Origin of the sequence: Streptomyces griseoaurantiacus (assembly GCF_036189845.1) — a bacterium.
In the GTDB taxonomy this organism is placed as follows: domain Bacteria; phylum Actinomycetota; class Actinomycetes; order Streptomycetales; family Streptomycetaceae; genus Streptomyces; species Streptomyces griseoaurantiacus.
Map to the genome: position 1 here is coordinate 890,892 of NZ_CP108326.1, position 20,527 is coordinate 911,418.

At 72.2% G+C, this 20,527-nt stretch carries 17 protein-coding genes; 9 read left to right on the forward strand and 8 right to left on the reverse strand.

The genetic code is table 11. The annotated features are described in order from the left end of the window. Nucleotides 1-14 precede the first annotated feature (14 nt). The gene (mltG, locus tag OHB09_RS04070) at nucleotides 15-878 is read right to left on the reverse strand and encodes an endolytic transglycosylase MltG (protein WP_191852634.1); all 864 of its coding nucleotides are present in this window, start codon (nucleotides 876-878) and stop codon (nucleotides 15-17) included. 43 nt (nucleotides 879-921) lie between these two features. Further along, on the reverse strand, nucleotides 922-2,724 hold the full coding sequence (locus OHB09_RS04075; protein WP_006144316.1) for an ABC transporter ATP-binding protein: 1,803 nt from the start codon (nucleotides 2,722-2,724) through the stop codon (nucleotides 922-924). 189 nt (nucleotides 2,725-2,913) lie between these two features. Between OHB09_RS04075 and OHB09_RS04080 the strand changes: the two genes are divergently transcribed. Further along, complete coding sequence (locus OHB09_RS04080; protein WP_234525187.1) at nucleotides 2,914-3,378, forward strand: MarR family winged helix-turn-helix transcriptional regulator; 465 nt, start codon at nucleotides 2,914-2,916, stop codon at nucleotides 3,376-3,378. Here OHB09_RS04080 and OHB09_RS04085 read toward each other — a convergent pair. Further along, nucleotides 3,347-4,099 carry a hypothetical protein gene (locus OHB09_RS04085; protein WP_176944923.1) on the reverse strand — a complete coding sequence of 251 codons (753 nt, stop codon included), beginning with the start codon at nucleotides 4,097-4,099 and terminating at the stop codon, nucleotides 3,347-3,349. The genes OHB09_RS04080 and OHB09_RS04085 overlap by 32 nt on opposite strands. Before the next feature lie 366 nt (nucleotides 4,100-4,465). On the opposite strand from OHB09_RS04085, the gene OHB09_RS04090 reads away from it, so the two are divergent. The 3 genes from OHB09_RS04090 to OHB09_RS04100 all read left to right on the forward strand — a co-directional run bounded on the left by OHB09_RS04090 (nucleotide 4,466) and on the right by OHB09_RS04100 (nucleotide 8,835). Continuing rightward, a complete protein-coding gene (locus OHB09_RS04090) occupies nucleotides 4,466-6,280 on the forward strand; it encodes an ABC transporter transmembrane domain-containing protein (RefSeq protein WP_191852636.1) in 1,815 nt (604 codons plus the stop codon). Next, complete coding sequence (locus OHB09_RS04095) at nucleotides 6,277-8,058, forward strand: ABC transporter ATP-binding protein (protein WP_234525106.1); 1,782 nt, start codon at nucleotides 6,277-6,279, stop codon at nucleotides 8,056-8,058. The genes OHB09_RS04090 and OHB09_RS04095 overlap by 4 nt, the downstream gene beginning before the upstream one ends. Nucleotides 8,059-8,367: 309 nt before the next feature. After that, the gene (locus OHB09_RS04100) at nucleotides 8,368-8,835 is read left to right on the forward strand and encodes a DUF5709 domain-containing protein (RefSeq protein ID WP_328921624.1); all 468 of its coding nucleotides are present in this window, start codon (nucleotides 8,368-8,370) and stop codon (nucleotides 8,833-8,835) included. Between the two features lie 53 nt (nucleotides 8,836-8,888). Here the strand turns inward: OHB09_RS04100 and OHB09_RS04105 are convergent, their stop codons facing one another. Beyond that, a complete protein-coding gene (locus OHB09_RS04105; RefSeq protein WP_191889633.1) occupies nucleotides 8,889-9,683 on the reverse strand; it encodes a metal-dependent hydrolase in 795 nt (264 codons plus the stop codon). A gap of 145 nt (nucleotides 9,684-9,828) precedes the next feature. Between OHB09_RS04105 and OHB09_RS04110 the strand changes: the two genes are divergently transcribed. Continuing rightward, nucleotides 9,829-12,342: a DEAD/DEAH box helicase gene (locus OHB09_RS04110; protein WP_006144304.1), complete on the forward strand. Its 2,514-nt coding sequence runs from the start codon at nucleotides 9,829-9,831 to the stop codon at nucleotides 12,340-12,342. A 19-nt stretch (nucleotides 12,343-12,361) separates the two neighbouring features. Continuing rightward, nucleotides 12,362-13,231 carry an acyl-CoA thioesterase gene (locus OHB09_RS04115; RefSeq protein ID WP_040897251.1) on the forward strand — a complete coding sequence of 290 codons (870 nt, stop codon included), beginning with the start codon at nucleotides 12,362-12,364 and terminating at the stop codon, nucleotides 13,229-13,231. On the opposite strand, the gene OHB09_RS04120 is transcribed toward OHB09_RS04115, so the two are convergent. Together OHB09_RS04120 and OHB09_RS04125 are read right to left on the reverse strand one after the other, a co-directional pair. Then, nucleotides 13,218-14,255, reverse strand: coding sequence for a DUF6397 family protein (locus OHB09_RS04120; RefSeq protein WP_319349931.1), 1,038 nt, complete (start codon nucleotides 14,253-14,255; stop codon nucleotides 13,218-13,220). The two genes, OHB09_RS04115 and OHB09_RS04120, sit on opposite strands and share 14 nt — an antisense overlap. Before the next feature lie 270 nt (nucleotides 14,256-14,525). Further along, nucleotides 14,526-14,939: a roadblock/LC7 domain-containing protein gene (locus OHB09_RS04125; protein WP_006144301.1), complete on the reverse strand. Its 414-nt coding sequence runs from the start codon at nucleotides 14,937-14,939 to the stop codon at nucleotides 14,526-14,528. A gap of 211 nt (nucleotides 14,940-15,150) precedes the next feature. Here OHB09_RS04125 and OHB09_RS04130 point away from each other — a divergent pair, with 211 nt between their 5' ends. Both OHB09_RS04130 and OHB09_RS04135 read left to right on the forward strand, forming a co-directional pair. After that, the gene (locus tag OHB09_RS04130; RefSeq protein ID WP_191852642.1) at nucleotides 15,151-15,750 is read left to right on the forward strand and encodes a class I SAM-dependent methyltransferase; all 600 of its coding nucleotides are present in this window, start codon (nucleotides 15,151-15,153) and stop codon (nucleotides 15,748-15,750) included. 119 nt (nucleotides 15,751-15,869) lie between these two features. Then, the gene (locus tag OHB09_RS04135; RefSeq protein WP_191852643.1) at nucleotides 15,870-16,808 is read left to right on the forward strand and encodes a hypothetical protein; all 939 of its coding nucleotides are present in this window, start codon (nucleotides 15,870-15,872) and stop codon (nucleotides 16,806-16,808) included. Between the two features lie 234 nt (nucleotides 16,809-17,042). Here OHB09_RS04135 and OHB09_RS04140 read toward each other — a convergent pair whose 3' ends face one another. Both OHB09_RS04140 and xylA read right to left on the reverse strand, forming a co-directional pair. Continuing rightward, a complete protein-coding gene (locus tag OHB09_RS04140; RefSeq protein ID WP_006144296.1) occupies nucleotides 17,043-17,225 on the reverse strand; it encodes a hypothetical protein in 183 nt (60 codons plus the stop codon). Nucleotides 17,226-17,678: 453 nt separating this feature from the next. After that, entirely contained in the window at nucleotides 17,679-18,845 is a 1,167-nt protein-coding gene (gene xylA, locus OHB09_RS04145; protein WP_093590037.1) for a xylose isomerase, read from the reverse strand. A 206-nt stretch (nucleotides 18,846-19,051) separates the two neighbouring features. Here xylA and xylB point away from each other — a divergent pair, with 206 nt between their 5' ends. After that, nucleotides 19,052-20,491, forward strand: coding sequence for a xylulokinase (gene xylB, locus OHB09_RS04150; RefSeq protein ID WP_328921625.1), 1,440 nt, complete (start codon nucleotides 19,052-19,054; stop codon nucleotides 20,489-20,491). Nucleotides 20,492-20,527: the final 36 nt, after the last annotated feature.

Consider the following 20,527-nt stretch of genomic DNA (forward strand, 5'->3'; position numbering starts at 1 on the left):
ACGCGGCGGCGGCCTCATCGCGGTGCGGCGGAGGAGGGCGTGCGGCTCTCGCGGCGGAGGTCGAGTGCGGCCACGTTGCGCCGGTGTTCCTCGTAGGTGGCGCTGAAGCGGGTGTCCCCCGGCCCGACGGTGACGAAGTACAGCCAGTTTCCGGGCGTCGGATGCAGCGCCGCGCGCAGCGCGTCCTCGCCGGGGTTGGAGATCGGGGTCGGTGGCAGGCCCATCCGCCGGTAGGTGTTGTAGGGGCTGTCGAGCTTCGTGTCGGCCGTGGAGAGCACCGGCGAGAAGCGGTGCAGCGCGTAATCGAGGGTCGAGTCCATCTGCAGCGGCATGCCGCGCCGCAGCCTGTTGACCACGACGCGGGCCACCTTGCCCATGTCCGCCTCCCGGTCGGCCTCCGCCTGCACGATGCTCGCGAGGGTGACCGTGCGGTAGACGCTCGCCGTACCGGACCGGGCCCCGGCGGTGGTCCCTCCGCCGTCGAACCTCTTCCTCGCGGTGTCGACCATCGACCGCAGCAGGGACTGCGGGGTCGTCTTCCCGTCGATCGGGTACGTGGCCGGGAACAGGTAGCCCTCAGGAGTGCCGTGGGCCTCGGCGGGGAGCTTCAGCTCCGCCTTCGGCAGGGACTTCGCGGTGGTGCCAGCGGGCAGTGCGAGGGCCTTGTCGACGGCCTCGTAGACCTGGCCGGCCCGCCGCCCCTCGGGGATCACGAGGCGCCGCGGCCGGTGTTCCCCGTCCCCGGCGCCGAGGGTCAGCAGCGGTACCGCCACGGCGGCCACCGCGAGAACGGCTCCGGTCGCCACGAGGGCGGCACGGCCGCGAGGGGTCAGGCGGACCGTGCTCCTCGCGTTCCTTCGCGGGCTGTGCGTCTGCATGCGGGCACCGTAACCCGCATACCGTCATAAGCCTGGCATATCTTCATCCCGTCGGCTCCAGTTGGGCGTCCCGGTTGACGAGCGCGGCGTATCTGCCACCGAGGGCCAGCAACTCCTCGTGCGTCCCGCGTTCCACCGTGCGCCCGGAGTCCAGGACGACGATCTGGTCGGCGCCGCGAATGGTCGAGAGCCGGTGGGCGATGGTCAGCGTGGTGCGGTTGGCCGACAGCGCGTCGATGGCCTCCTGCACGGCACGCTCGGTGCGGTTGTCGAGGGCGCTGGTCGCCTCGTCGAGGATGAGTACGGGCGGATCGCGGAGGATGGTGCGAGCGATGGCGAGGCGCTGCTTCTCCCCGCCCGAGAACCGGTGGCCGCGCTCGCCCACCACCGTGTCGTAGCCGTCGGGCAGGGACACGATGTGCTCGTGGATCTGCGCCGCCCCTGCCGCCGCGTACAGTTCCTCGTCGGTGGCGTCGGGCTTGGCGAATCTGAGGTTCTCGGCGACCGAGGCGTGGAACAGGTACGTCTCCTGGGAGACGACCCCGACCGCGCGGGCGAGCGTGTCGAAGTCCAGCTCGCGCACGTCTGTGCCGTCGAGGGTGACCCGGCCGCCGGTCACGTCGTACAGCCTGGGCACCAGGTGGCTGAGCGTGGACTTGCCGGAGCCGGTGGGGCCGACGACGGCGAGACTTCCGCCGGCCGGGATCGTGAGGTCGATGTCCCGCAGGATGGGGCCGCTCTTGTCGTCGTAGGCGAAGGCGACCTTCTCGAAGCGGATCTCACCCTCGACCTTGTCGAGGTGGACGGGGTTCTCCCGCTCGGTGATGTCGATGGGGAGGTCGAGGTACTCGAAGATGCGCTGGAACAGCGCCAGCGAGGTCTGGATCTGCACCCCGGTGGCCAGCAGGCTGACGGTCGGCCGGAACAGGCCCTGCTGCAGGGAGACGAAGGCGACCAGCGTGCCCAGGGAGATCGACGGGCCGCCGACCTGGAGGGCGATGCCCGCGACCCAGTAGATGAAGGCGGGCATGGCGGCCATGACGACGCTGATGACGGCCATGCGCCAGCGTCCGGCCATGTTCGAGCGGACCTCGAGGTCGACGAGGCTCTCGGACTCCTTGGCGAAGGACTGGGTGAGGGAGTCGGCGCGGCCCATGGTGCGGCCGAGCAGGATGCCGCTGACGGAGAGCGACTCGGTGACCGTCGCGGCCATGACGGCCATCTGCTTCTGGCGCTGGGTCGCGATCTTCTTGCGCTCCCTGCCCACCCGGCGGCTGATCCAGACGAAGACCGGCAGCAGGAGCAGCGAGGCCACGGTGAGCCGCCAGTCGAGGGCGATCATGGCGATCACGGTGGCGACGACGCTGGTGACGTTGGACACCAGGGAGGTCGCGGTGGAGGTGACGGTCGCCTGCATGCCGCCGATGTCGTTGGCGATGCGGGACTGCACCTCGCCGGTGCGGGTGCGGGTGAAGAACGCGAGGGACATGCGCTGCAGCCGGCCGTAGACCTGGGTGCGCAGGTCGTGCATGACGCGCTGGCCGACCGTCGTGGAGATCAGGGTCTGCAGGACGCCGAAGACGCTGGTGACGACGGCGCTGAGGATCATGCCGAGCGCCAGCAGGCTCAGCAGTCCGGTGCGGCCCTGCGGAATCGCGACGTCGAGGATCTCCCTGAGCAGGAAGGGGGTCGCGACGCCGACCAGGGAGGAGGCGCCGACCAGGAGGCCGACGACCGCGAGCCGGCCGCGGTAAGGCCTGAAGAGTCCGAGGATGCGGCGCACCTGCCGGGGCTGGTCGGTCGAGGTGCCGGGGGGCGGGGTCCAGGTGATGTCGGGGCGGGGCATGGCTCCTACGGGTGGTGAGACGTCGATGACGGACGGAGCATAGCTCACTGTTACCTATACTCACAATGAACTGTGTCCTGATATTGTTCCGTCATGACCACGTCCGGCCCCGCCGACCACGACCCGTCCCCGCACCCCGGGGACCCGTCCGACCGTTCCGATGCCGAGGGGCTGCTAGCCGAGCAGCTGATGCGGCTCACCCGCCGGGTGCACCGCATCCAGAAGCATCATCTGCAGGAGCGCAACCTGGACGTCACCCCCGCCCAGTCCCGACTGCTGCGCACTCTGGCGCACTACGGGGAGCCGCCGCGCATGGCGGACCTCGCCGCCCGGCTCGAGGTCGTTCCCCGGGCGGTGACGACGCTGGTCGACGGGTTGGAGGCGAGCGGCAAGGTGCGCCGGGTGCCCGATCCCACGAATCGCCGGGTCACCCGGATCGAACTCACGGACGACGGGCTCGCCTCGCTGCGGGAACTGCACGCGGCGCGGCGGTCGGCGGTGGAGGAGATCCTCGCGCCCCTGTCGGGCGATCAGCGCACGGCGCTCGAGGACCTGTTGGACGCGCTGGTGGACGGACGGCGCGGCGGCGGCGCGCGCACCGCGCCACCGCCGGGCACGCCCGCTAGGCCTTCAGATCCGCCTTGTCCCCCATGACCACCACCGGGTGCTGCGCGGGGTCGAGCGTGCGCAGCAGGTACTCCATCCCGGACTTGGAGAGGCTGACGCACGCGGAGGTCCCGCTGCCGTGGTCCATGTGCAGCCAGATGCTGCCGCCCTTGGACTGCCCCTCGGGCCGGGTCGGCTCGTTCGGCGAGGTGCCCTTGACCCGGTTGTAGTCGATCGCGATGACGTAGTCGAAGTCGTGCCAGTGCGACTTCGACCAGTAGTGCGGCGCCTGGAAGGACGCGGACCGGGTGTAGGGCAGCTTGGCACCGGGGTCCGCGAGGACGCCGCCCGCGTCACTGAGCGTGAACACGCCCACGGGGCTGCGGTTGTCGCCCTCGTGGTGGTCGGTGGTCCAGCCCTTCTTGCCGTTGTGCCCCTGCCAGACGCGGGTGCGGTCCCAGGTGGAGCCGTGCTTGGTGTACAGGGCGATCGTGGAACCGGTGGCGTTCCGGCCCTCGCCGTAGACCGCCACGACCTGGCGGGAGGCCGCGGGGATCTGACCGCGCAACCGGTCACCGACCTCCGGGATCGCCTTCAGACCGGTCGTTCTCGCCTTGGCCTGACCGGTGCGGACGGCGGACACGCCGTCGGTCTTCTGGTTCCCGCCGCCGTCCGAACCACCGCACGCCGCCAGGGACATCAGCAGGACACCGCAGGCCGCAGCCGCGGTCCCGGCGCGTACCGCATCCTTCACACCGCCTATTCGCATGCGGTCCATCGTCCCACCCTTTCCGCGACGAGCACGCACACCCCCGCGTTCACGGGCGGGTTGGGACAAGAGGGGGACACGACGGGGACCCCACGAGGACGCGGCGGGACCCAACGGGCCCCCTTCGAGGACGTGACGGGGCGCGGCAGGGGATCCGACGGAGATCCGAGGGACCGCACGGACGCCCCGCGGGTGCGGAAAACCGTTTGCCTCCGCGTGCTCCGCGCGGCGAACCTGGCACGGTTTGCTGTGCATCCGCCCGCCGGCTCTCCCTCGTCCCGTGGACCGGGACGTACCGGCGCCGCGACCGCACCCCGAACACCATTCGCCCCGCCCGCCCGAGCACACCCGAACCGCTGGGACGCCATGCAGATCCAAGACCTTCCCTATTCCGATCCGGGCGTGCCGGACGCACGTTCGGGTCCCCGCTTCCTCTGGTGGCTCTTCCGCAATCAGCTCGGCGGACAGTGGCGCAGCCTTCTGTGGGGCCTGCTGCACTTCCTCTCCGTCTCCAGTCTGTCCTTCTGCATCGGCCTGGCCGTCCAGGCCGTCGTCGACCGTTCGGGAACCCGGCTGGCCTGGACGGGCGGGCTGCTGGCGCTGTGCGGCGCGAGCATCGCCCTGGGCGACACGATGCTGCACCGCACCGCGGTGACCAACTGGATCACCGCGGCCGCCCGTGTCCAGCAGTTGCTGGCCCGCAAGGCCGCCCTGGTCGGCGCGGCGCTGACCAGGCGGGTGGCGGCCGGAGAGATCGTCTCGGTGTCCACCGGTGACGTCGAGAAGATCGGCTGGCTGGTCGAGTCCGTGTCCCGGTTCACCGCCGCGGCGGCGACCGTCGTCGCGGTGTGCGTGGCCCTCCTCGTCTACCAGCCGGCGCTCGGGGTGATCGTCGCGCTCGGCGTGCCCGTGCTGGCGCTCGCCGTGCTGCCGCTGCTGCCGCGCGCCACCCGGCGCGCCGATGTCCAGCGCGAGAAGGCGGGTCGCGCCACCGAGCTGGCCTCCGACACGGTCGCCGGGTTGCGGGTGCTGCGCGGCATCGGCGGTGAGGCGCTCTTCCTGGACCGCTACCGCAAGGCCTCCCAGGAGGTGCGCAGGGCTGCGGTGCACAACGCCCGCATGTGGTCCCTGATCTCCGCCATTCAGGTGCTGCTGCCCGGTCTGCTGCTCATCGGGGTGGTCTGGCGGGGCGTGGTCCTGGCACGGGAGGGGCGGATCGACGTCGGCGAGCTGGTGACGGTGTACAGCTCGGTGCTGCTGCTGACGTACCCGCTGCAGCACTTCGAGGAGTTCGCGATGGCGTACTCCTTCTCACGGCCCTCCGCGCAGCGGGCGGCGCGGGTGCTGTCGCTGGAGCGTGCCACCGACGCCGAGGGGGCGGGCGGGGCCGCGGTGCCCTCCGGCGACCTGTACGACCCCGTGACCGGGCTGCTCGCACCGGCCGGCCGGCTGACCGCCGTGGTCTGCGGCGACCCGGACGCGGCGGGTCTGCTGGCGGAGCGGCTGGGCGGACACCCCGCGGAGAAGGGCGCCTCGGTGCTCCTGGGCGGCGTGGCACTGGACGAGTTGCCGCTCGACGTCGCCCGCACCGCCGTCCTGGTGCAGGACAAGGACCCGGTGCTGCTCTCGGGCACCCTGCGCGAACTGCTCGACGTGCCCGCCTCCGGGCGGGTGGGCGGCGAGGAGGCGCTCGACGCCGCCCAGTGCGGTGACGTGCTGGACGCACTGGCGCAGGCCTCGGCCACCGCGCGGGAGCCCCTGGAGACACGTATCACCGAGCGCGGGCGTTCCCTCTCGGGCGGCCAGCGCCAGCGACTGGCCCTGGCCCGGTCGCTGCTCACCGACCCGGAGGTGCTGGTGCTGGACGAGCCGACCTCGGCCGTCGACGCGCACACCGAGGCCCGGGTCGCCAAGGGGCTGCGCGCGCTGCGGGCGGGCCGTACCACCGTCGTGTTCACCTCCTCCCCACTGCTGCTGGACCACGCGGACCGGGTGGTCCTGGTGCACCGGGGCGAGGTCGCGGCGGTCGGTGTGCACCGCGAGCTGGTGCACACCGATGCCCGGTACCGGGGGGTCGTGACCCGTGAGACCGACGAGGAGGCCGCGTCCGCCGCGGCGGACGCGGGTGTCGTGCCTCCAGGGGCGGACGGCGTACGGGAAGAGATCGAGGAGAACGCATGATCGGCGTGGCGCCCCCGGCGTACGACCCGGCAGCCCCCACGACGGCGCACACCCTGCCCGTCGGGGCCCCGGCCACCGTCCGCGCGTACGTCGGGGAACTGTTCCGGCGGCACCGCCGGGCCTTCCTCCTCCTGATCATGGTGAACACGGTCGCGGTGGTCGCGTCCATGGTGGGCCCGTATCTGCTGGGCGGGCTGGTCGAGCGGGTGTCCGAGCACGGGGACGAACTTCACCTGCGGCGCACCCTCGCACTGTTCGTGGTGGCGCTGCTCGTCCAGGCCGTCTTCGTGCGGCAGCTCCGTCTGCGGGGGGCCGTGCTCGGCGAGCGGATGCTCGCGGATCTGCGCGAGGACTTCCTGGTGCGGTCGGTCGGACTGCCGCCCGGGGTCCTGGAACGGGCCGGTACCGGTGATCTGCTCTCCCGGATCACCACCGACATCGACCGGCTGGCCAACGCGATGCGCGAGGCGGTGCCCCAGCTCGCCATCGGCGTGGTGTGGGCAGCTCTGCTGATCGGCGGCCTCGTCGTGACCGCGCCGCCGCTCGCGCCGGCCGTGCTGCTCGCCGTGCCCCTGCTGGTGGTCGGCTGCCGCTGGTACTTCCGGCGGGCACCGTCCGCCTATCGCTCCGAGGCCGCGGGCTACGCCGCCGTCGCCGCGGCGCTCGCCGAGACGGTGGACGCGGGCCGCACCGTCGAGGCGCACCGCCTCGGCGGGCGCCGTGTCGAGCTGTCGGAACTGCGCGTGCGGCAGTGGACCGCGTGGGAGCGGTACACGCTCTGGCTGCGCTCGGTGCTGTTCCCGGTCGTCAACCTCACGCACACCACCGTCCTCTGCTCGGTGCTGATGGTCGGCGGCGTCCTCGCGCTCAACGGCTGGATCGACGTCGGGCAGCTCACCACGGGCGCCCTCATCGCCCAGATGCTGGTCGAGCCGGTGGGGCTGATCCTGCGCTGGTACGACGAACTGCAGGTGGCCCAGGTTTCCCTGGCCCGCCTGGTCGGTGTCCGCGACATCGAGCCGGACGCGGGCGACGGTGCGCTGACGCCCGCGGGCCGCGACATCCGTGCCGACCAGGTGCGATTCGGCTACCGGGAGGGCGTAGACGTCCTGCACCAGGTCTCGCTGTCGGTGGCGCCGGGGACCCGGGTCGCGCTGGTCGGGCCCTCCGGTGCGGGGAAGTCGACCCTGGGCCGACTGCTCGCCGGGATCTACGCCCCGCGGGAGGGGGCGATCACCCTCGGCGGCGCCGAGCTGTCCCGGATGCCCGCCGAGCGGGTCCGCTCGCATGTCGCGCTCGTCAACCAGGAGCATCACGTCTTCGTGGGCTCCCTGCGCGACAACCTGCTGCTCGCGCGCACCGACGCGCGGGACGCGGAACTGTGGGCGGCCCTGGGCGCGGTCGACGCGGACGCCTGGGCGCGGGCACTGGCCGAGGGACTGGACACCGAGGTGGGTTCCGGTGGATTCGCCCTCACTCCCGCCCAGGCCCAGCAGATCGCCCTGGCCCGGCTGGTCCTCGCCGATCCGCACACCCTGGTCCTGGACGAGGCGACCTCGCTGCTCGACCCGCGTGCCGCCCGCCACCTGGAGCGTTCGCTCGCCCGGGTGCTGGAGGGCCGCACCGTCGTCGCCATCGCCCACCGGCTGCACACGGCGCACGACGCGGACGTCATCGCCGTGGTCGAGAACGGCCGCATCAGCGAACTCGGCAGCCACGACGACCTGGTGGCCGCGAACGGCGCGTACGCGGCCCTGTGGCGTTCCTGGCACGGCTGACCGGGGAGGCCGTGTCATGCCCGTGTCCAGGGCGGCCCGCAGCGCGTACGGGCGGGCCCCCCGCGTACGGGCGGAAATGCCGTCTGCGCGCGGGCGTGCGTCGGCGGGCCCGCATGCGGCTCCGTCCGCCTCCCGCCGGACCGGCCGTTTGCGTCGGGTCGAGAGGGGGTGGAACGCTGGAGGTGTCACCGGCCGGGGGCGCGGTCGCAGCCCATGGGGCTCACGGCGTCCCGGCCCGTGCCGGGTACGTGCGCTCCCTCGGCCGCACCGGGCGGCCCGGGTGTGCGTCCCCTCGCCTTGGAGGTACTCGTGGCCAGCGCCGACGGATGGGGGGACGACGTCTACCAGCCCGACGGATCCGAGATCCAGGAGGACTCGGGGCTCCTCGATGTCGAGGACACTCTGGAGACCGACGGAGTGGACGATCCGCTGGACCGGGGCTGGTCGCCTCCGGAACGGCCCTGGGCGGTGGAGCATCCGGGGGTGACCGCGGCGGAGCGAGCCCGGGGTGAGTCGCTGGACCAGCGGCTGGCGGAGGAGCTGCCCGACCCGGCGCCGGTGGACGGCGACGGCATCGGGGACGCTTCGGACACGGACGGCGAGCCGGTCGACGGTGAGGTGGGCACGTCCCGTTCCGGCCGTCTGGTGGCCCCGGACGAGGGCGTGCACGAGGACGAGGAGAGCGGGCTGATCGCGCGGGACGTCGGCATCGACGGTGCCGCGGCCTCGGCCGAGGAGGCGGCGGTGCACGTCGTGGACGAGGACACCCTGCTGTAGGCGTGAGGGCGGGCAGGGGCCGGCCGGGGCCGAGAGCTCGGACGGGCGGGGGTTCAGATGTAGTTGAGTGCCGCCGCGCCGCCGACCCCGCCGAGCACCATGAACGCCGGCATGAGCACCTTCAGCTCCACCCAGCTTCCCGCCCTGAAGCGCATCGCCTTCGGCGGGCCGATCGGGTACCAGCGCTTGCGGCCCACCGGTATCGGCCACAGGACCGGGCAGCCCGAGACCGTCAGCGCGTCCCCGATGTCGTGCACCAGAGCGCCGAGCACGATCGGCAGACCGAGCCACAGGTATTCCTGCCCCGGCGCGGTGAACAGCCACTCCGAGCCGTTGCCCGGCTTGTCCAGGATGCCGGCGAGGATCCAGGCGCTCGTCGCGGCCAGCAGCCACACCAGGACGTCGCTGCTGGACCCGCGCGCCGCCCGCCACAGCAGGCCCTCGATGGCCAGCACCATGTGCACGAAGAGGATGGCCAGCACCGCCCAGCGGCCGCCGGTGATGGCGAGGAGGGAGGTGCCGCCGCCGATCAGCACGGCCCACAGCCAGGTGTGCGTCAGCGTCCGGTGACCGCCCGAGCGCCGGGGGTCGCCCGGCTTCCGCGTGTTCTTGTAGACGGTGTACGACAGCTTGTCCACGATCTCGCACAGCCAGCGGGACACCGGGCCGAAGGCCCTGGAGATGGTGGCCGCCTTGTGGTCGAGATCGGGGGCCAGCGCGGCACCCGCGCAGATCAGGGCTCCGACCAGCAGCACCGGCCAGGGCATCGGGTGTCCGGCCGCGGCCGTCGCCGCTCCGACGCCGAGCCAGGCCGCCGCTCCCGACAGTGAGTGCGCTGGTCCCATCATGACCGTGTCCCGTCCCATTCCTCGTGCGTCGTCGCCCAGTTGTGCGCGTGTGCCGATCCCGTCCCGGCGCCACAGCGTAGCGTTCGCGATCTTCGGGCCCGCAGTCGATTCCCCCTCCGGTGCCCAGGGCAGGCAAGATGGGAGGGTGACCCTTATCGATCAGCTCCCGCGGACCCCCGACCCCGACGCCCTGTACGAAGCCTTCGAGTCGTGGGTCGGGGAGCGAGGTCTGACCCTCTACCCGCACCAGGAGGAGGCGCTGATCGAGGTGGTCTCCGGGGCGAACGTGATCGTCTCCACCCCCACGGGTTCGGGCAAGAGCATGATCGCCGCCGCCGCGCACTTCGCGGCGCTCGCCCGGGACGAGGTCACGTTCTACACCGCGCCGATCAAGGCGCTGGTCTCGGAGAAGTTCTTCGAGTTGTGCAAGGTCTTCGGCACCGAGAACGTCGGCATGCTCACCGGTGACGCCTCCGTCAACGCCGACGCCCCCGTCATCTGCTGTACGGCCGAGGTGCTGGCGTCCATCGCCCTGCGCGACGGGCGGCAGGCCGATGTCGGCCAGGTCGTGATGGACGAGTTCCACTTCTACGCTGAGGGGGACCGCGGCTGGGCCTGGCAGATCCCGATCCTGGAACTGCCCCAGGCCCAGTTCGTCCTCATGTCGGCGACACTCGGTGACGTCTCCTTCTTCGAGAGCGACCTCACCCGCCGCACCGGCCGCCCCACCGCGGTGGTCCGCTCGGCGACCCGCCCGGTGCCGCTCTCGTACGAGTACCGCTACACCCCGCTCACGGAGACCCTCACCGAACTGCTCGCCGAGCGGCAGGCGCCGGTGTACATCGTGCACTTCACCCAGGCACAGGCCGTGGAGCGGGCGCAGGCGCTGATGAGCATCAACATGTGCACCCGGGAGGAGAAGGAGCAGATCGCGGAGCTGATCGGCAGCTTCCGCTTCACCACCAAGTTCGGCCGGAATCTCTCCCGTTACGTGCGCCACGGCATCGGGGTGCATCACGCCGGCATGCTGCCCAAGTACCGGCGACTCGTGGAGAAGCTCGCGCAGGCCGGTCTGCTCAAGGTCATCTGCGGCACCGACACGCTCGGCGTGGGCGTCAACGTGCCCATCCGCACCGTGTTGTTCACCGCGCTGACGAAGTACGACGGGAACCGGGTGCGCACCCTGCGCGCGCGGGAGTTCCACCAGATCGCGGGCCGCGCGGGGCGGGCGGGCTACGACACGGCCGGCTTCGTCGTCGCCCAGGCTCCCGAGCACGTGATCGAGAACGAGAAGGCGCTCGCCAAGGCCGGTGACGACCCGAAGAAGCGCCGCAAGGTCGTACGCAAGAAGGCACCCGAGGGCTTCGTCAGCTGGACCGAGAACACCTTCGAGAAGCTGATCGACTCGCAGCCGGAGCCGCTCACCTCCCGTTTCCGGGTGACGCACACGATGCTCCTCTCGGTGATCGCCCGCCCCGGCAACGCCTTCGAGGCCATGCGGCACCTGCTGGAGGACAACCACGAGCCGCGCAGGCAGCAGCTTCGGCACATCCGGCGGGCCATCGCCATCTACCGGTCCCTGCTGGACGGCGGGATCGTGGAGAAACTCGACGAGCCGGATTCCACCGGCCGCGTCGTGCGCCTCACCGTCGACCTGCAGCAGGACTTCGCGCTCAACCAGCCGCTGTCGACCTTCGCGCTGGCCGCGTTCGAACTGCTCGACCCCGAGTCGCCGTCCTACGCACTCGACATGGTCTCCGTCGTGGAGTCCACCCTGGACGACCCCCGTCAGATCCTCGCCGCCCAGCAGAACAAGGCGCGCGGAGAGGCCGTGGCGGCGATGAAGGCGGACGGCGTCGAGTACGAGGAGCGGATGGAACGGCTCCAGGACGTGACGTACCCCAAGCCGCTGGAGGAACTGCTCTTCCACGCGTACCACACCTACCGCAAGAGCCACCCGTGGGTCGGCGACCACCCGCTGTCGCCGAAGTCCGTCATCCGTGACATGTACGAACGCGCGCTGTCCTTCACCGAGTTCGTGTCCCTGTACGAGCTCGCCCGCACCGAGGGCATCGTGCTGCGTTACCTGGCCAGCGCCTACAAGGCCCTCGACCACACCGTCCCCGACGACCTGAAGTCCGAGGACCTCGAGGATCTGATCGCCTGGCTGGGCGAGATGGTCCGCCAGGTCGACTCCAGTCTGCTGGACGAGTGGGAACAGCTCGCCAACCCCGGGGAGATGACCGCCGAGCAGGCCCAGGAGAAGGCCGACCAGGTCAAGCCGGTCACCGCCAACGCCCGCGCCTTCCGGGTGCTGGTGCGCAACGCCATGTTCCGCCGGGTCGAGCTGGCCGCGCTGGACCATGTCGAGGAACTCGGCGAGCTGGACGGGGCGGCCGGCTGGGACGCGGACGCCTGGGGCGAGGCGATGGACAAGTACTGGGACGAGTACGAGGAGCTCGGTACCGGCCCCGACGCCCGCGGTCCCCGGCTGCTGATGATCGAGGAGGACCCGGGCGCCGGGCTGTGGCGGGTCCGCCAGACCTTCGCGGATCCCAACGGCGACCACGACTGGGGCATCAGCGCCGAGGTCGATCTGACGGCCTCGGACGCCGAGGGCCGCGCCGTCATCCGGGTCACCGGCGTCGGCCAGCTGTGAACCGGGAAAGGCGCTGTCCGTGAGTACGAGTCCGGCCGAGAGGCTCGTCGACCTGCTCGATCTCGAGCGGATCGAGGTCAACATCTTCCGTGGCCGCAGCCCGCACGAGTCCTTGCAGCGGGTCTTCGGCGGCCAGGTGGCCGGCCAGGCGCTCGTCGCCGCGGGCCGGACCACCGACGGCGAGCGCCCGGTGCACTCGCTGCACGCGTACTTCCTGCGCCCGGGCATCCCGGGCGTGCCCATCGTGTACCAGGTCGAACGGGTGCGTGACGGCAGGTCCTTCACGACCCGGCGGGTCACGGCCGTGCAGCAGGGCCGCACGATCTTCACCTTGACCGCCTCCTTCCACAAGTTGGAACAGGGTGGGTTCGAGCACCAGCTGCCTCCGGCGCGCGAGGTGCCGGACCCCGAGTCGCTGCCGACGGTGTCGCAGGAGGTACGGGAGCACCTCGGCTCGGTTCCGGAGACGCTGGAACGGATGGCCAGACGGCAGCCGTTCGACATCCGCTACGTGGAGCGGCTGCGCTGGACGCCCGAGGAGGTCGAGAAGGCCGAACCGCGCAGCGCAGTGTGGATGCGGGCCGTCGGACCGCTGGGTGAAGACCCCCTCGTGCACACCTGTGCGCTGACCTACGCGAGCGACATGACGCTGCTGGACGCCGTGCGCCTGCCCGTCGAGCCACTGTGGGGACCGCGCGGCTTCGACATGGCCTCCTTGGACCACGCGATGTGGTTCCACCGTCCCTTCCGTGCGGACGAGTGGTTCCTCTACGACCAGGAATCGCCGATCGCGGTGGGGGGCCGGGGGCTGGCCCGCGGGCGCATCTACGACCGCCAGGGGCGGATGCTGGTGTCTGTGGTCCAGGAGGGGTTGTTCAGGGCGCTGTAGAGGAGACCCCCGCGGCCCTGTGCCTTCCTCGGGGTGCCGGCCCGCAGGGGCGGGTTCGGCCGCGGCCGAGCCATCGCAGCAGCCGTCGCCGTCGAGCCGGATCCGGCGCCGGGGCGGCCGGGTGCAGCCCGCGCCGGGTCCTCGGGGCCGCCCCGGGTGGCTGTACGGGAGACAGCGACGGGGTGGGACGCGGGGCGGGCCGGTGTCGTCGCGCCGCGGCGACTTCCTGCTCGAGGCAGGCCCGGAGCCAGTCGATCTCGTCCGGATCCTCGGCCGTCATCACGTCCGCGGTGATCCGCGCGGCCGGTGAGTCCGGCAGAAGGGCAGCGGGCCGGTCGGGCCGGTGGCGGTCGAGGTGCGCCCGCTCGTAGGGGTCGGGCACCAGCTCCGCGACGAGGTGGGGATCGAGCAGGGAGGCCATCGCGCCCGCCCTCGCCCATGGGTCCTCGGTCCGGCGCAGCAGGAACCGCAGATGCCTCCCGCGCCAGTTGCGGGGCCGCAGGTCGAGGCCGGCCTCCAGCTGGTCGCGCAGTCCCTGCGGGGTGCAGCCGGTCAGCAGCGGGGCGTTGCTCGCGTCGGTCGCGAAGCGCTGAACCTCCTCCGCCAGGTAGAGCCAGACCACGGCCCGGTAGCGGTTGAGGTGGAAGGTCACGGGAACGACCAGCCCCAGGCGGGCGAAGCGGGTGAAGCGGGCGGTCGTCACTCCCATCAGTTCGGCGCCCTCCTGGGTGCCGAGGGTGCGCACCCGCTCCCGCACGTTCTCGGGGAATCCCTCGTCGGCGCGCAGCCGCTCGATCTCCTCCTGGGCCACCCGGCGGCCCCCGTTCCCGTCTTTCTCGCCGGGCACCGTGCGGATGCGTCCGAGGTCCACCGCGAGATCGAACTCGGTCCTTCGCAGCCGCAGTTCGCGTGCGGCCCGGGCGAACGTGAGGGTCGTGCCCGGCGGTGCGACGTGCCTCCCTTCCGGGGGCGCCGACGGGGCCTGGGCGGACAGGGTGTACAGGGTCGTGGTCTTGCCGGACATGGTGGTTCTCCCCCGTGGAGCGGTGCTCGCGCCGGTGTGCGCTCGCCTCGGGAAAAACCGTAGCCGCATTCGCGCATCATCGGGCGGCCTGTGGATAAGTCCCCGGCACACGACATTCACGCAGGTGGGAGGGGTCAAGGGGCGAGAGTCGGGAACGGGCACGGACTCCCGGAAAGCGGTGCTGACGACCACCGGTCGAAGGCTGAGGCTGATGATTGAGGACTCATGCGGCCCCCGCCCGAGGTGCGACGGCCGACGGCCGACAGGCGCTCAGAAGCCCGTGGTGGGCGGGCGCTCCGGTCCTCGTGCGTCGACGTCGAGGTGTTCTCCGACCCGGTTGACCAGCAGTGCCATCTCGTAGGCGAGTCGGCCCACGTCGGCCTCGGCGGCACTCAGGACGCAGAGGCAGCTGCTCTCGCCGGCCGCGGTCACGAAGAGGACGGCGTCGTCGAACTCGATCACGGTCTGCCGGACGCCACCCGCGCCGAAGTACCGGCCCGATCCCTTGGCCAGACTGTGCAGTCCCGAGGAGACGGCCGCCAGGTGCTCGGCGTCCTCTCTGCGTAAGCCCGTGCTCGTGCTGGTCACCAGCCCGTCGTTGGAGAGGACCAGTGCGTGCCTCACGTGCTCGACACGTTGGGTCAGGTCGTCGAGCAGCCAGCCGAGCCCTTTGTTGTGCGCCATGATGCGTCTCCCCCCGTCCGGCTACCCCGCTCCGAGGGCCGCCCGGCCAGCCTTCCCCACGGGCGGCGCACGGGCAAGCAGGATCCGGGTACGGCGCGGAAGATGACCGAGGACCGACGGCTTCCGAGTGGCGGGACGGGCACGGTGGGACGCGGGGGCCGGGGGCGGGAGGGTCCGTGTGTCCGCCCCGCGGTGCGGGATCATGCCGTGCATGAGTGACGATCACACACGTGTACGGGAGTTCTTCACCGCCCGGGCCGGCGACTGGGACCAGCGGTTCCCGGACGACGGTCCCGCGTACGCCGCCGCCGTCGCCGATCTCGGGCTGCGGGCCGGTGACCGGGTCCTGGACGCGGGATGTGGCACGGGACGGGCTCTGCCGCCGCTGAGGGCCGCGGTGGGTGACGCGGGGACGGTGGTGGGCGCCGATCTGACCCCCGCCATGCTCGAGGCCGCCGTACGTGCCGGACGGGACCGGGCCGGTCGGCTGCTGCTCGCCGATGTGGCGAGGCTGCCGTTGCGCGACGCCTCGTTCGACGCCGTGTTCGCCGCGGGCCTCGTCTCGCACCTGCCCGATCCGGCCGGAAATCTACGGGAGTTGGCGCGTGTGGTGCGCTCCGGTGGTCTCCTCGCGCTGTTCCATCCGATCGGCCGGGCGGCGCTCGCCGCGCGGCAGGGCCGCACTCTCACCCCCGGGGATCTGCGCGCCGAGGCGAATCTGGGACCGCTGCTCGTGCGTTCCGGGTGGCGGATGACGGCGTACGTGGACGAGGACGCCCGGTTCCTCGCGCTGGCCGTGCGTCAACCCTGAGCAGGAGCGGAACGACGGCACACTCGCAGGTCCGGGTGTGCTTCGCACTCGTGACAATCGGGCCGCGAGCGCACTAGGGTGCGCGGTGCGCCGAGGGGCGAGCGGAGAGGAGGATGGCAATGGCCGGGACGGATGAGGACGTCGTGACTGTCGATGACGATGCGCTGTATGTGCTGACGGCGATCCTGTTGACGCCTGCGAACTTCCCCAGTGTGCTGGGCGACGACTATCCGGCGGCCTGTTCGGCTCTGGGGCTGGCGCCTCTCGCCGACGGGTACGGTCTCGTGCTCGGTCAGGACAGTGAGGGCGCGCGATGGACGGTCGTCGTCGACGACGTGTCACTGGTGGCCGTGGCCATCTCCTCCTGGGACTGCGGGATGGAGTACGACCTGTCGCCGGACGAGCGGTCGGTCGTCACCGCGCTGCCCGGCTGGCCCCTCGCGGTCGCCGTGTCCGCGCCCGGGGTGCCCGCGCCGCACGATCCGGCGCCCGAGCTGACGGACCGGCCGCCGCTGACCCCGCCCGACACCACTGTCTGGGGGCCCGCGCAGCGCCGGTTGGGTGCCGATGAGATCGCTCTGCAGTGGGCGGCCTGGCGGGCACAGATCGACGACGACTTCTCGGCGCAGCCGGGCGCGGACGGGAGCGCGGCGGCCGACGGCTCCGGTACGGCCGGAGGAGCTCCGGGTGCCGGAGAGGACGCCGGGGCCGAGGCTGCTGGAGCCGGCCGGGGTGACGCCGGTACGGACACATCCGCCGGGAGCGAGGGGCAGGGGGCGCCGGGAAGCAGGTCCCGGGAGATCCGCCGCGTCCTCGCCGAGGCGCGTGGCTATGTGGACAATCCCCCGCCGCTGGGCCGGGTGCGCTCCGCCTTCGCTTCCGACAGCGCACGTACGCTGCGAGCCGACGGTCCGGGCTGGTCCCTGGTCGCCCGCACCGACGACATGGCGTTCCTGCTGCTGGACGACGAGCCGGGCGAGATCGTCCCGGTGGGGCGCGGCCCGGAATTGCCGGGGCTCCTGGAGGCTCTGGACAGGATGGCGGTTCGTCCGGCCTGAGGGCGGGCCGGTGGACGGTGAGGGCTCCGGATCGACGCGCCAAGCACGTCGCACGACAGCCTCCAGCCGCACCCGCACCCGCCGCCGAGCCGCGCGGCAACCCCGAGCCGCCCCACGCCTCCGCGGGCTGCCCGGCCAGATCCGCACCGTGGGGCAGTCCGTGGCGTCCCGGCCGGGGCGGCTCGGGCCAGTGGCGTGCCGGCCGGGGAACCACGAACGCTTTCGGGGTGCCGGTCAGCGTCCGAGTTCCTTGCGGGACACCCGCCGCAGCCGGCGACGCTGCGAGGGGTCCAGGGCCAGGTAGGCGGCCGTCGGTATCCCCAGGACGATCAGCAGGGCGGCCCACCAGGGCAGCCAGATCCACAGAATGAGGCCGACGAGCACTCCGCCCACGGCGATCTTCGCGTTCCTCGACATGTGTCGCCTCCTGCGCGGCAGCTGCCGCTCCGTGTCCGGACTCCGCCCCGGCGACCGCCGGGACCCCCTCCGGAACTGCCTTCGGCCGTGTGTGCCGGCTCCTGGTAAGAAGTCTGCTCCGGTTCTCTGTGCAAAGAACGGGTGCGGGCCTCGCACGGTTCCTTCCGCGACCCTGACGCATCCCTGATCGCACCCTGAGGACGCCCCTGAGGGCAACCCTTGAGCCCGTACTCCCAGTCTCCGACGCGCAGCTCCCCCAGCCGTGGCCTTCGGGGAAGTGCGGGACGCCCCCGCTCAGGGCCCGCGGTGCCCTCGGCACCGGCGGAGCGCCCCGCCGTCCCGTCGTCGGCCGCTTGGGCCCAGCGGCCTTCGGACACGGGTCGGGGCGGCCCGACGCACCCACACGTCGGACCGCCCCGTTCCCCCGTTCCCCCGCACTCGGCGCGTCGGCGGTCAGCCGCGCGCGCCCAGCAGGTGGTCCATGGCCAGCTGGTCCAGCCGCTCGAAGGCCATGCCGCGGGCGGCGGCGCCGTCCACGTCGAACTCCTCGAAGGCGCTCCGGTCGGCGAGCAGTGCCTGGAGGCCGTCGGCCGCGGTCTGCTGCGCCAGCTCGTCCAGCCGCGAGGCACGCAGGGCCTCCTGGACCTCCGGGTCCGCACGGAAGGCGGCCGCGCGCTCCTTGAGGATCAGGTAGTTGCGCATGCATCCGGCGGCGGACGCCCACACGCCGTCGAGGTCCTCGGTCCGCGGCGGCTTGAAGTCGAAGTGCCGCGGGCCCTCGTAACCGGCGCTCTCCAGGAGGTCGACCAGCCAGAAGGCGGAACGCAGGTCGCCGGCGCCGAAGCGCAGGTCCTGGTCGTACTTGATGCCGGACTGACCGTTGAGGTCGATGTGGAAGAGCTTGCCCGACCACAGGGCCTGCGCGATGCCGTGCGGGAAGTTCAGGCCCGCCATCTGCTCGTGGCCGACCTCGGGGTTGACGCCGTACATCTCCGGGCGCTCCAGGCGCTCGATGAAGGCGAGGGCGTGGCCCACGGTGGGCAGCAGGATGTCGCCGCGGGGCTCGTTCGGCTTGGGCTCGATGGCGAAACGGAGGTCGTAGCCCTGGGAGACGACGTACTCGCCGAGGAGGTCGAAGGCCTCCTTCATGCGGTCGAGGGCGACACGCACGTCCTTGGCGGCGCCGGACTCGGCGCCCTCACGGCCGCCCCAGGCCACGTAGGTCTTCGCGCCCAGCTCGGCCGCCAGGTCGATGTTGCGGATCGTCTTGCGCAGGGCGTAGCGGCGCACGTCCCGGTCGTTGGCGGTGAAGGCGCCGTCCTTGAAGACCGGGTGCGTGAAGAGGTTGGTGGTGGCCATCGGCACCTTCATGCCGGTGGCGTCCAGCGCCTGCCGGAAGCGCTTGATGTGGGACTCGCGCTCGGTGTCGCTGGACCCGAAGGGGATCAGGTCGTCGTCGTGGAAGGTGACTCCGTGGGCCCCGAGCTCGGCGAGGCGCTGCACGGACTCGACCGGGTCGAGGGCGCGGCGGGTCGCGTCCCCGAAGGGGTCCCGTCCCTGCCAGCCGACGGTCCACAGGCCGAAGGTGAACCTGTCCTCGGGGGTGGGCTGGTAGTTCATGCCACGGCTCCTTGCTTGCTGGGGACTATTCGTCATGGCGCTTTACAAATTAGTATGCGATCGCAGCTCTGGGAAGACACCCGGGGGTGCCGTCTCCGGCGAAGGGGTCCGAAGACGTACGACGCACCCGGACCGGCAGCGGTCCGGGACACGCGAAAAGCCAGGTCAGGTCGGCTCCCGCGAGCCGCGGGAAGAGGGAGAACCCGATGTCAGCAGCCGAGGGTCCGCTCGTCGTCGGTGTGGACACATCCACCCAGTCCACCAAGGCGCTGGTCGTCGACGCATCGACCGGGCGGGTGGTCGCGAGCGGTCAGGCGCCGCACACCGTCTCGTCCGGGGCGGGCCGAGAGAGCGACCCGCGGCAGTGGTGGGACGCGCTGGGCGAGGCGCTGCGCCAGTGCGGGGACGCGGCGCGCGAGGCGGCCGCGGTGTCGATCGGAGGCCAGCAGCACGGCCTCGTGACACTGGACGCCCAGGGCGAGCCGGTGCGTCCGGCGATGCTGTGGAACGACGTCCGTTCGGCCGCCCAGGCGCGCCGCCTGGTGGACGAGCTCGGCGGCCCGAAGGCGTGGGCGGAACGGACCGGAAGCGTCCCCGGCGCCTCTTTCACGGTCACCAAGTGGGCCTGGCTCATGGAGCACGAGCCGGAGGCCGCCGCGGCCACCGCGGCGGTACGCCTGCCGCACGACTACCTCACCGAGCGCCTCACGGGCGAGGGCACCACCGATCGCGGCGACGCCTCGGGCACGGGCTGGTGGGCCTCGGCCACGGAGGACTACGACGAGGAGATCCTCTCCCGCATGGGCCTCGACCCGGCGCTGCTGCCCCGCGTGGTCCGGCCCGGAGAGGTGGCCGGCACCGTGCGCGACGGACACGACCTGCCCTTCGCCAAGGGCACCCTGGTGGCCTGCGGTACCGGCGACAACGCGGCGGCCGCGCTGGGCCTCGGCCTGCGCCCCGGCACCCCCGTGCTGAGCCTGGGCACCTCCGGAACGGTGTACGCCGTCTCCACGCGCCGCCCCGCCGACCCGACCGGCACGGTGGCGGGCTTCGCCGACGCCCGCGGCGACTGGCTGCCACTGGCGTGCACACTCAACTGCACGCTCGCCGTGGACCGCGTCGCGGCCCTGCTCGGCCTGGACCGCGAGGCCGTCGAGCCGGGCACCGGCGTCACCCTGCTGCCCTACCTGGACGGCGAGCGCACCCCGGCACTCCCCCACGCCTCCGGACTGCTGCACGGCCTGCGGCACGACACGACACCCGGACAGCTGCTCCAAGCGGCGTACGACGGTGCCGTCCACGCGCTGCTGGGGGCTCTGGACCTGGTCCTGGACGAGGACGCGGACCGGGACACCCCGCTGCTCCTCATCGGCGGCGGTGCCCGGGGCACGGCGTGGCAGCAGACGGTGCGTCGGCTGTCGGGCCGCCCGGTGCAGGTGCCGGAGGCCAAGGAACTCGTGGCGCTCGGCGCTGCCGCGCAGGCGGCCGGGCTGCTGACGGGCGAGGACCCGGCGGCGGTCGCCCGGCGCTGGGACACCGCGCGGGGGCCCGTGCTGGAGTCCGTGGAGCGGGACGAGGCGACGATGGAACGGATCACCGGGGTACTCTCCGACGCGGCCGCGCTGCTGGAGAGGGAGTCGCGCTGAGCGACCGGGGGCTGCGGTTCCGCCCGGTCCGCGTGT

Coding starts and splice junctions, on each gene's coding strand:
- mltG (WP_191852634.1), bottom strand. CDS start 878: ATGCAGACGCACAGCCCGCGAAGGAACGCGAGGAGCACGGTCCGCCTG.
- OHB09_RS04075 (WP_006144316.1), bottom strand. CDS start 2,724: ATGCCCCGCCCCGACATCACCTGGACCCCGCCCCCCGGCACCTCGACC.
- OHB09_RS04080 (WP_234525187.1), top strand. CDS start 2,914: ATGCGGCTCACCCGCCGGGTGCACCGCATCCAGAAGCATCATCTGCAG.
- OHB09_RS04085 (WP_176944923.1), bottom strand. CDS start 4,099: ATGCGAATAGGCGGTGTGAAGGATGCGGTACGCGCCGGGACCGCGGCT.
- OHB09_RS04090 (WP_191852636.1), top strand. CDS start 4,466: ATGCAGATCCAAGACCTTCCCTATTCCGATCCGGGCGTGCCGGACGCA.
- OHB09_RS04095 (WP_234525106.1), top strand. CDS start 6,277: ATGATCGGCGTGGCGCCCCCGGCGTACGACCCGGCAGCCCCCACGACG.
- OHB09_RS04105 (WP_191889633.1), bottom strand. CDS start 9,683: ATGATGGGACCAGCGCACTCACTGTCGGGAGCGGCGGCCTGGCTCGGC.
- OHB09_RS04120 (WP_319349931.1), bottom strand. CDS start 14,255: ATGTCCGGCAAGACCACGACCCTGTACACCCTGTCCGCCCAGGCCCCG.
- OHB09_RS04125 (WP_006144301.1), bottom strand. CDS start 14,939: ATGGCGCACAACAAAGGGCTCGGCTGGCTGCTCGACGACCTGACCCAA.
- OHB09_RS04130 (WP_191852642.1), top strand. CDS start 15,151: ATGAGTGACGATCACACACGTGTACGGGAGTTCTTCACCGCCCGGGCC.
- OHB09_RS04135 (WP_191852643.1), top strand. CDS start 15,870: ATGGCCGGGACGGATGAGGACGTCGTGACTGTCGATGACGATGCGCTG.
- OHB09_RS04140 (WP_006144296.1), bottom strand. CDS start 17,225: ATGTCGAGGAACGCGAAGATCGCCGTGGGCGGAGTGCTCGTCGGCCTC.
- xylA (WP_093590037.1), bottom strand. CDS start 18,845: ATGAACTACCAGCCCACCCCCGAGGACAGGTTCACCTTCGGCCTGTGG.
- xylB (WP_328921625.1), top strand. CDS start 19,052: ATGTCAGCAGCCGAGGGTCCGCTCGTCGTCGGTGTGGACACATCCACC.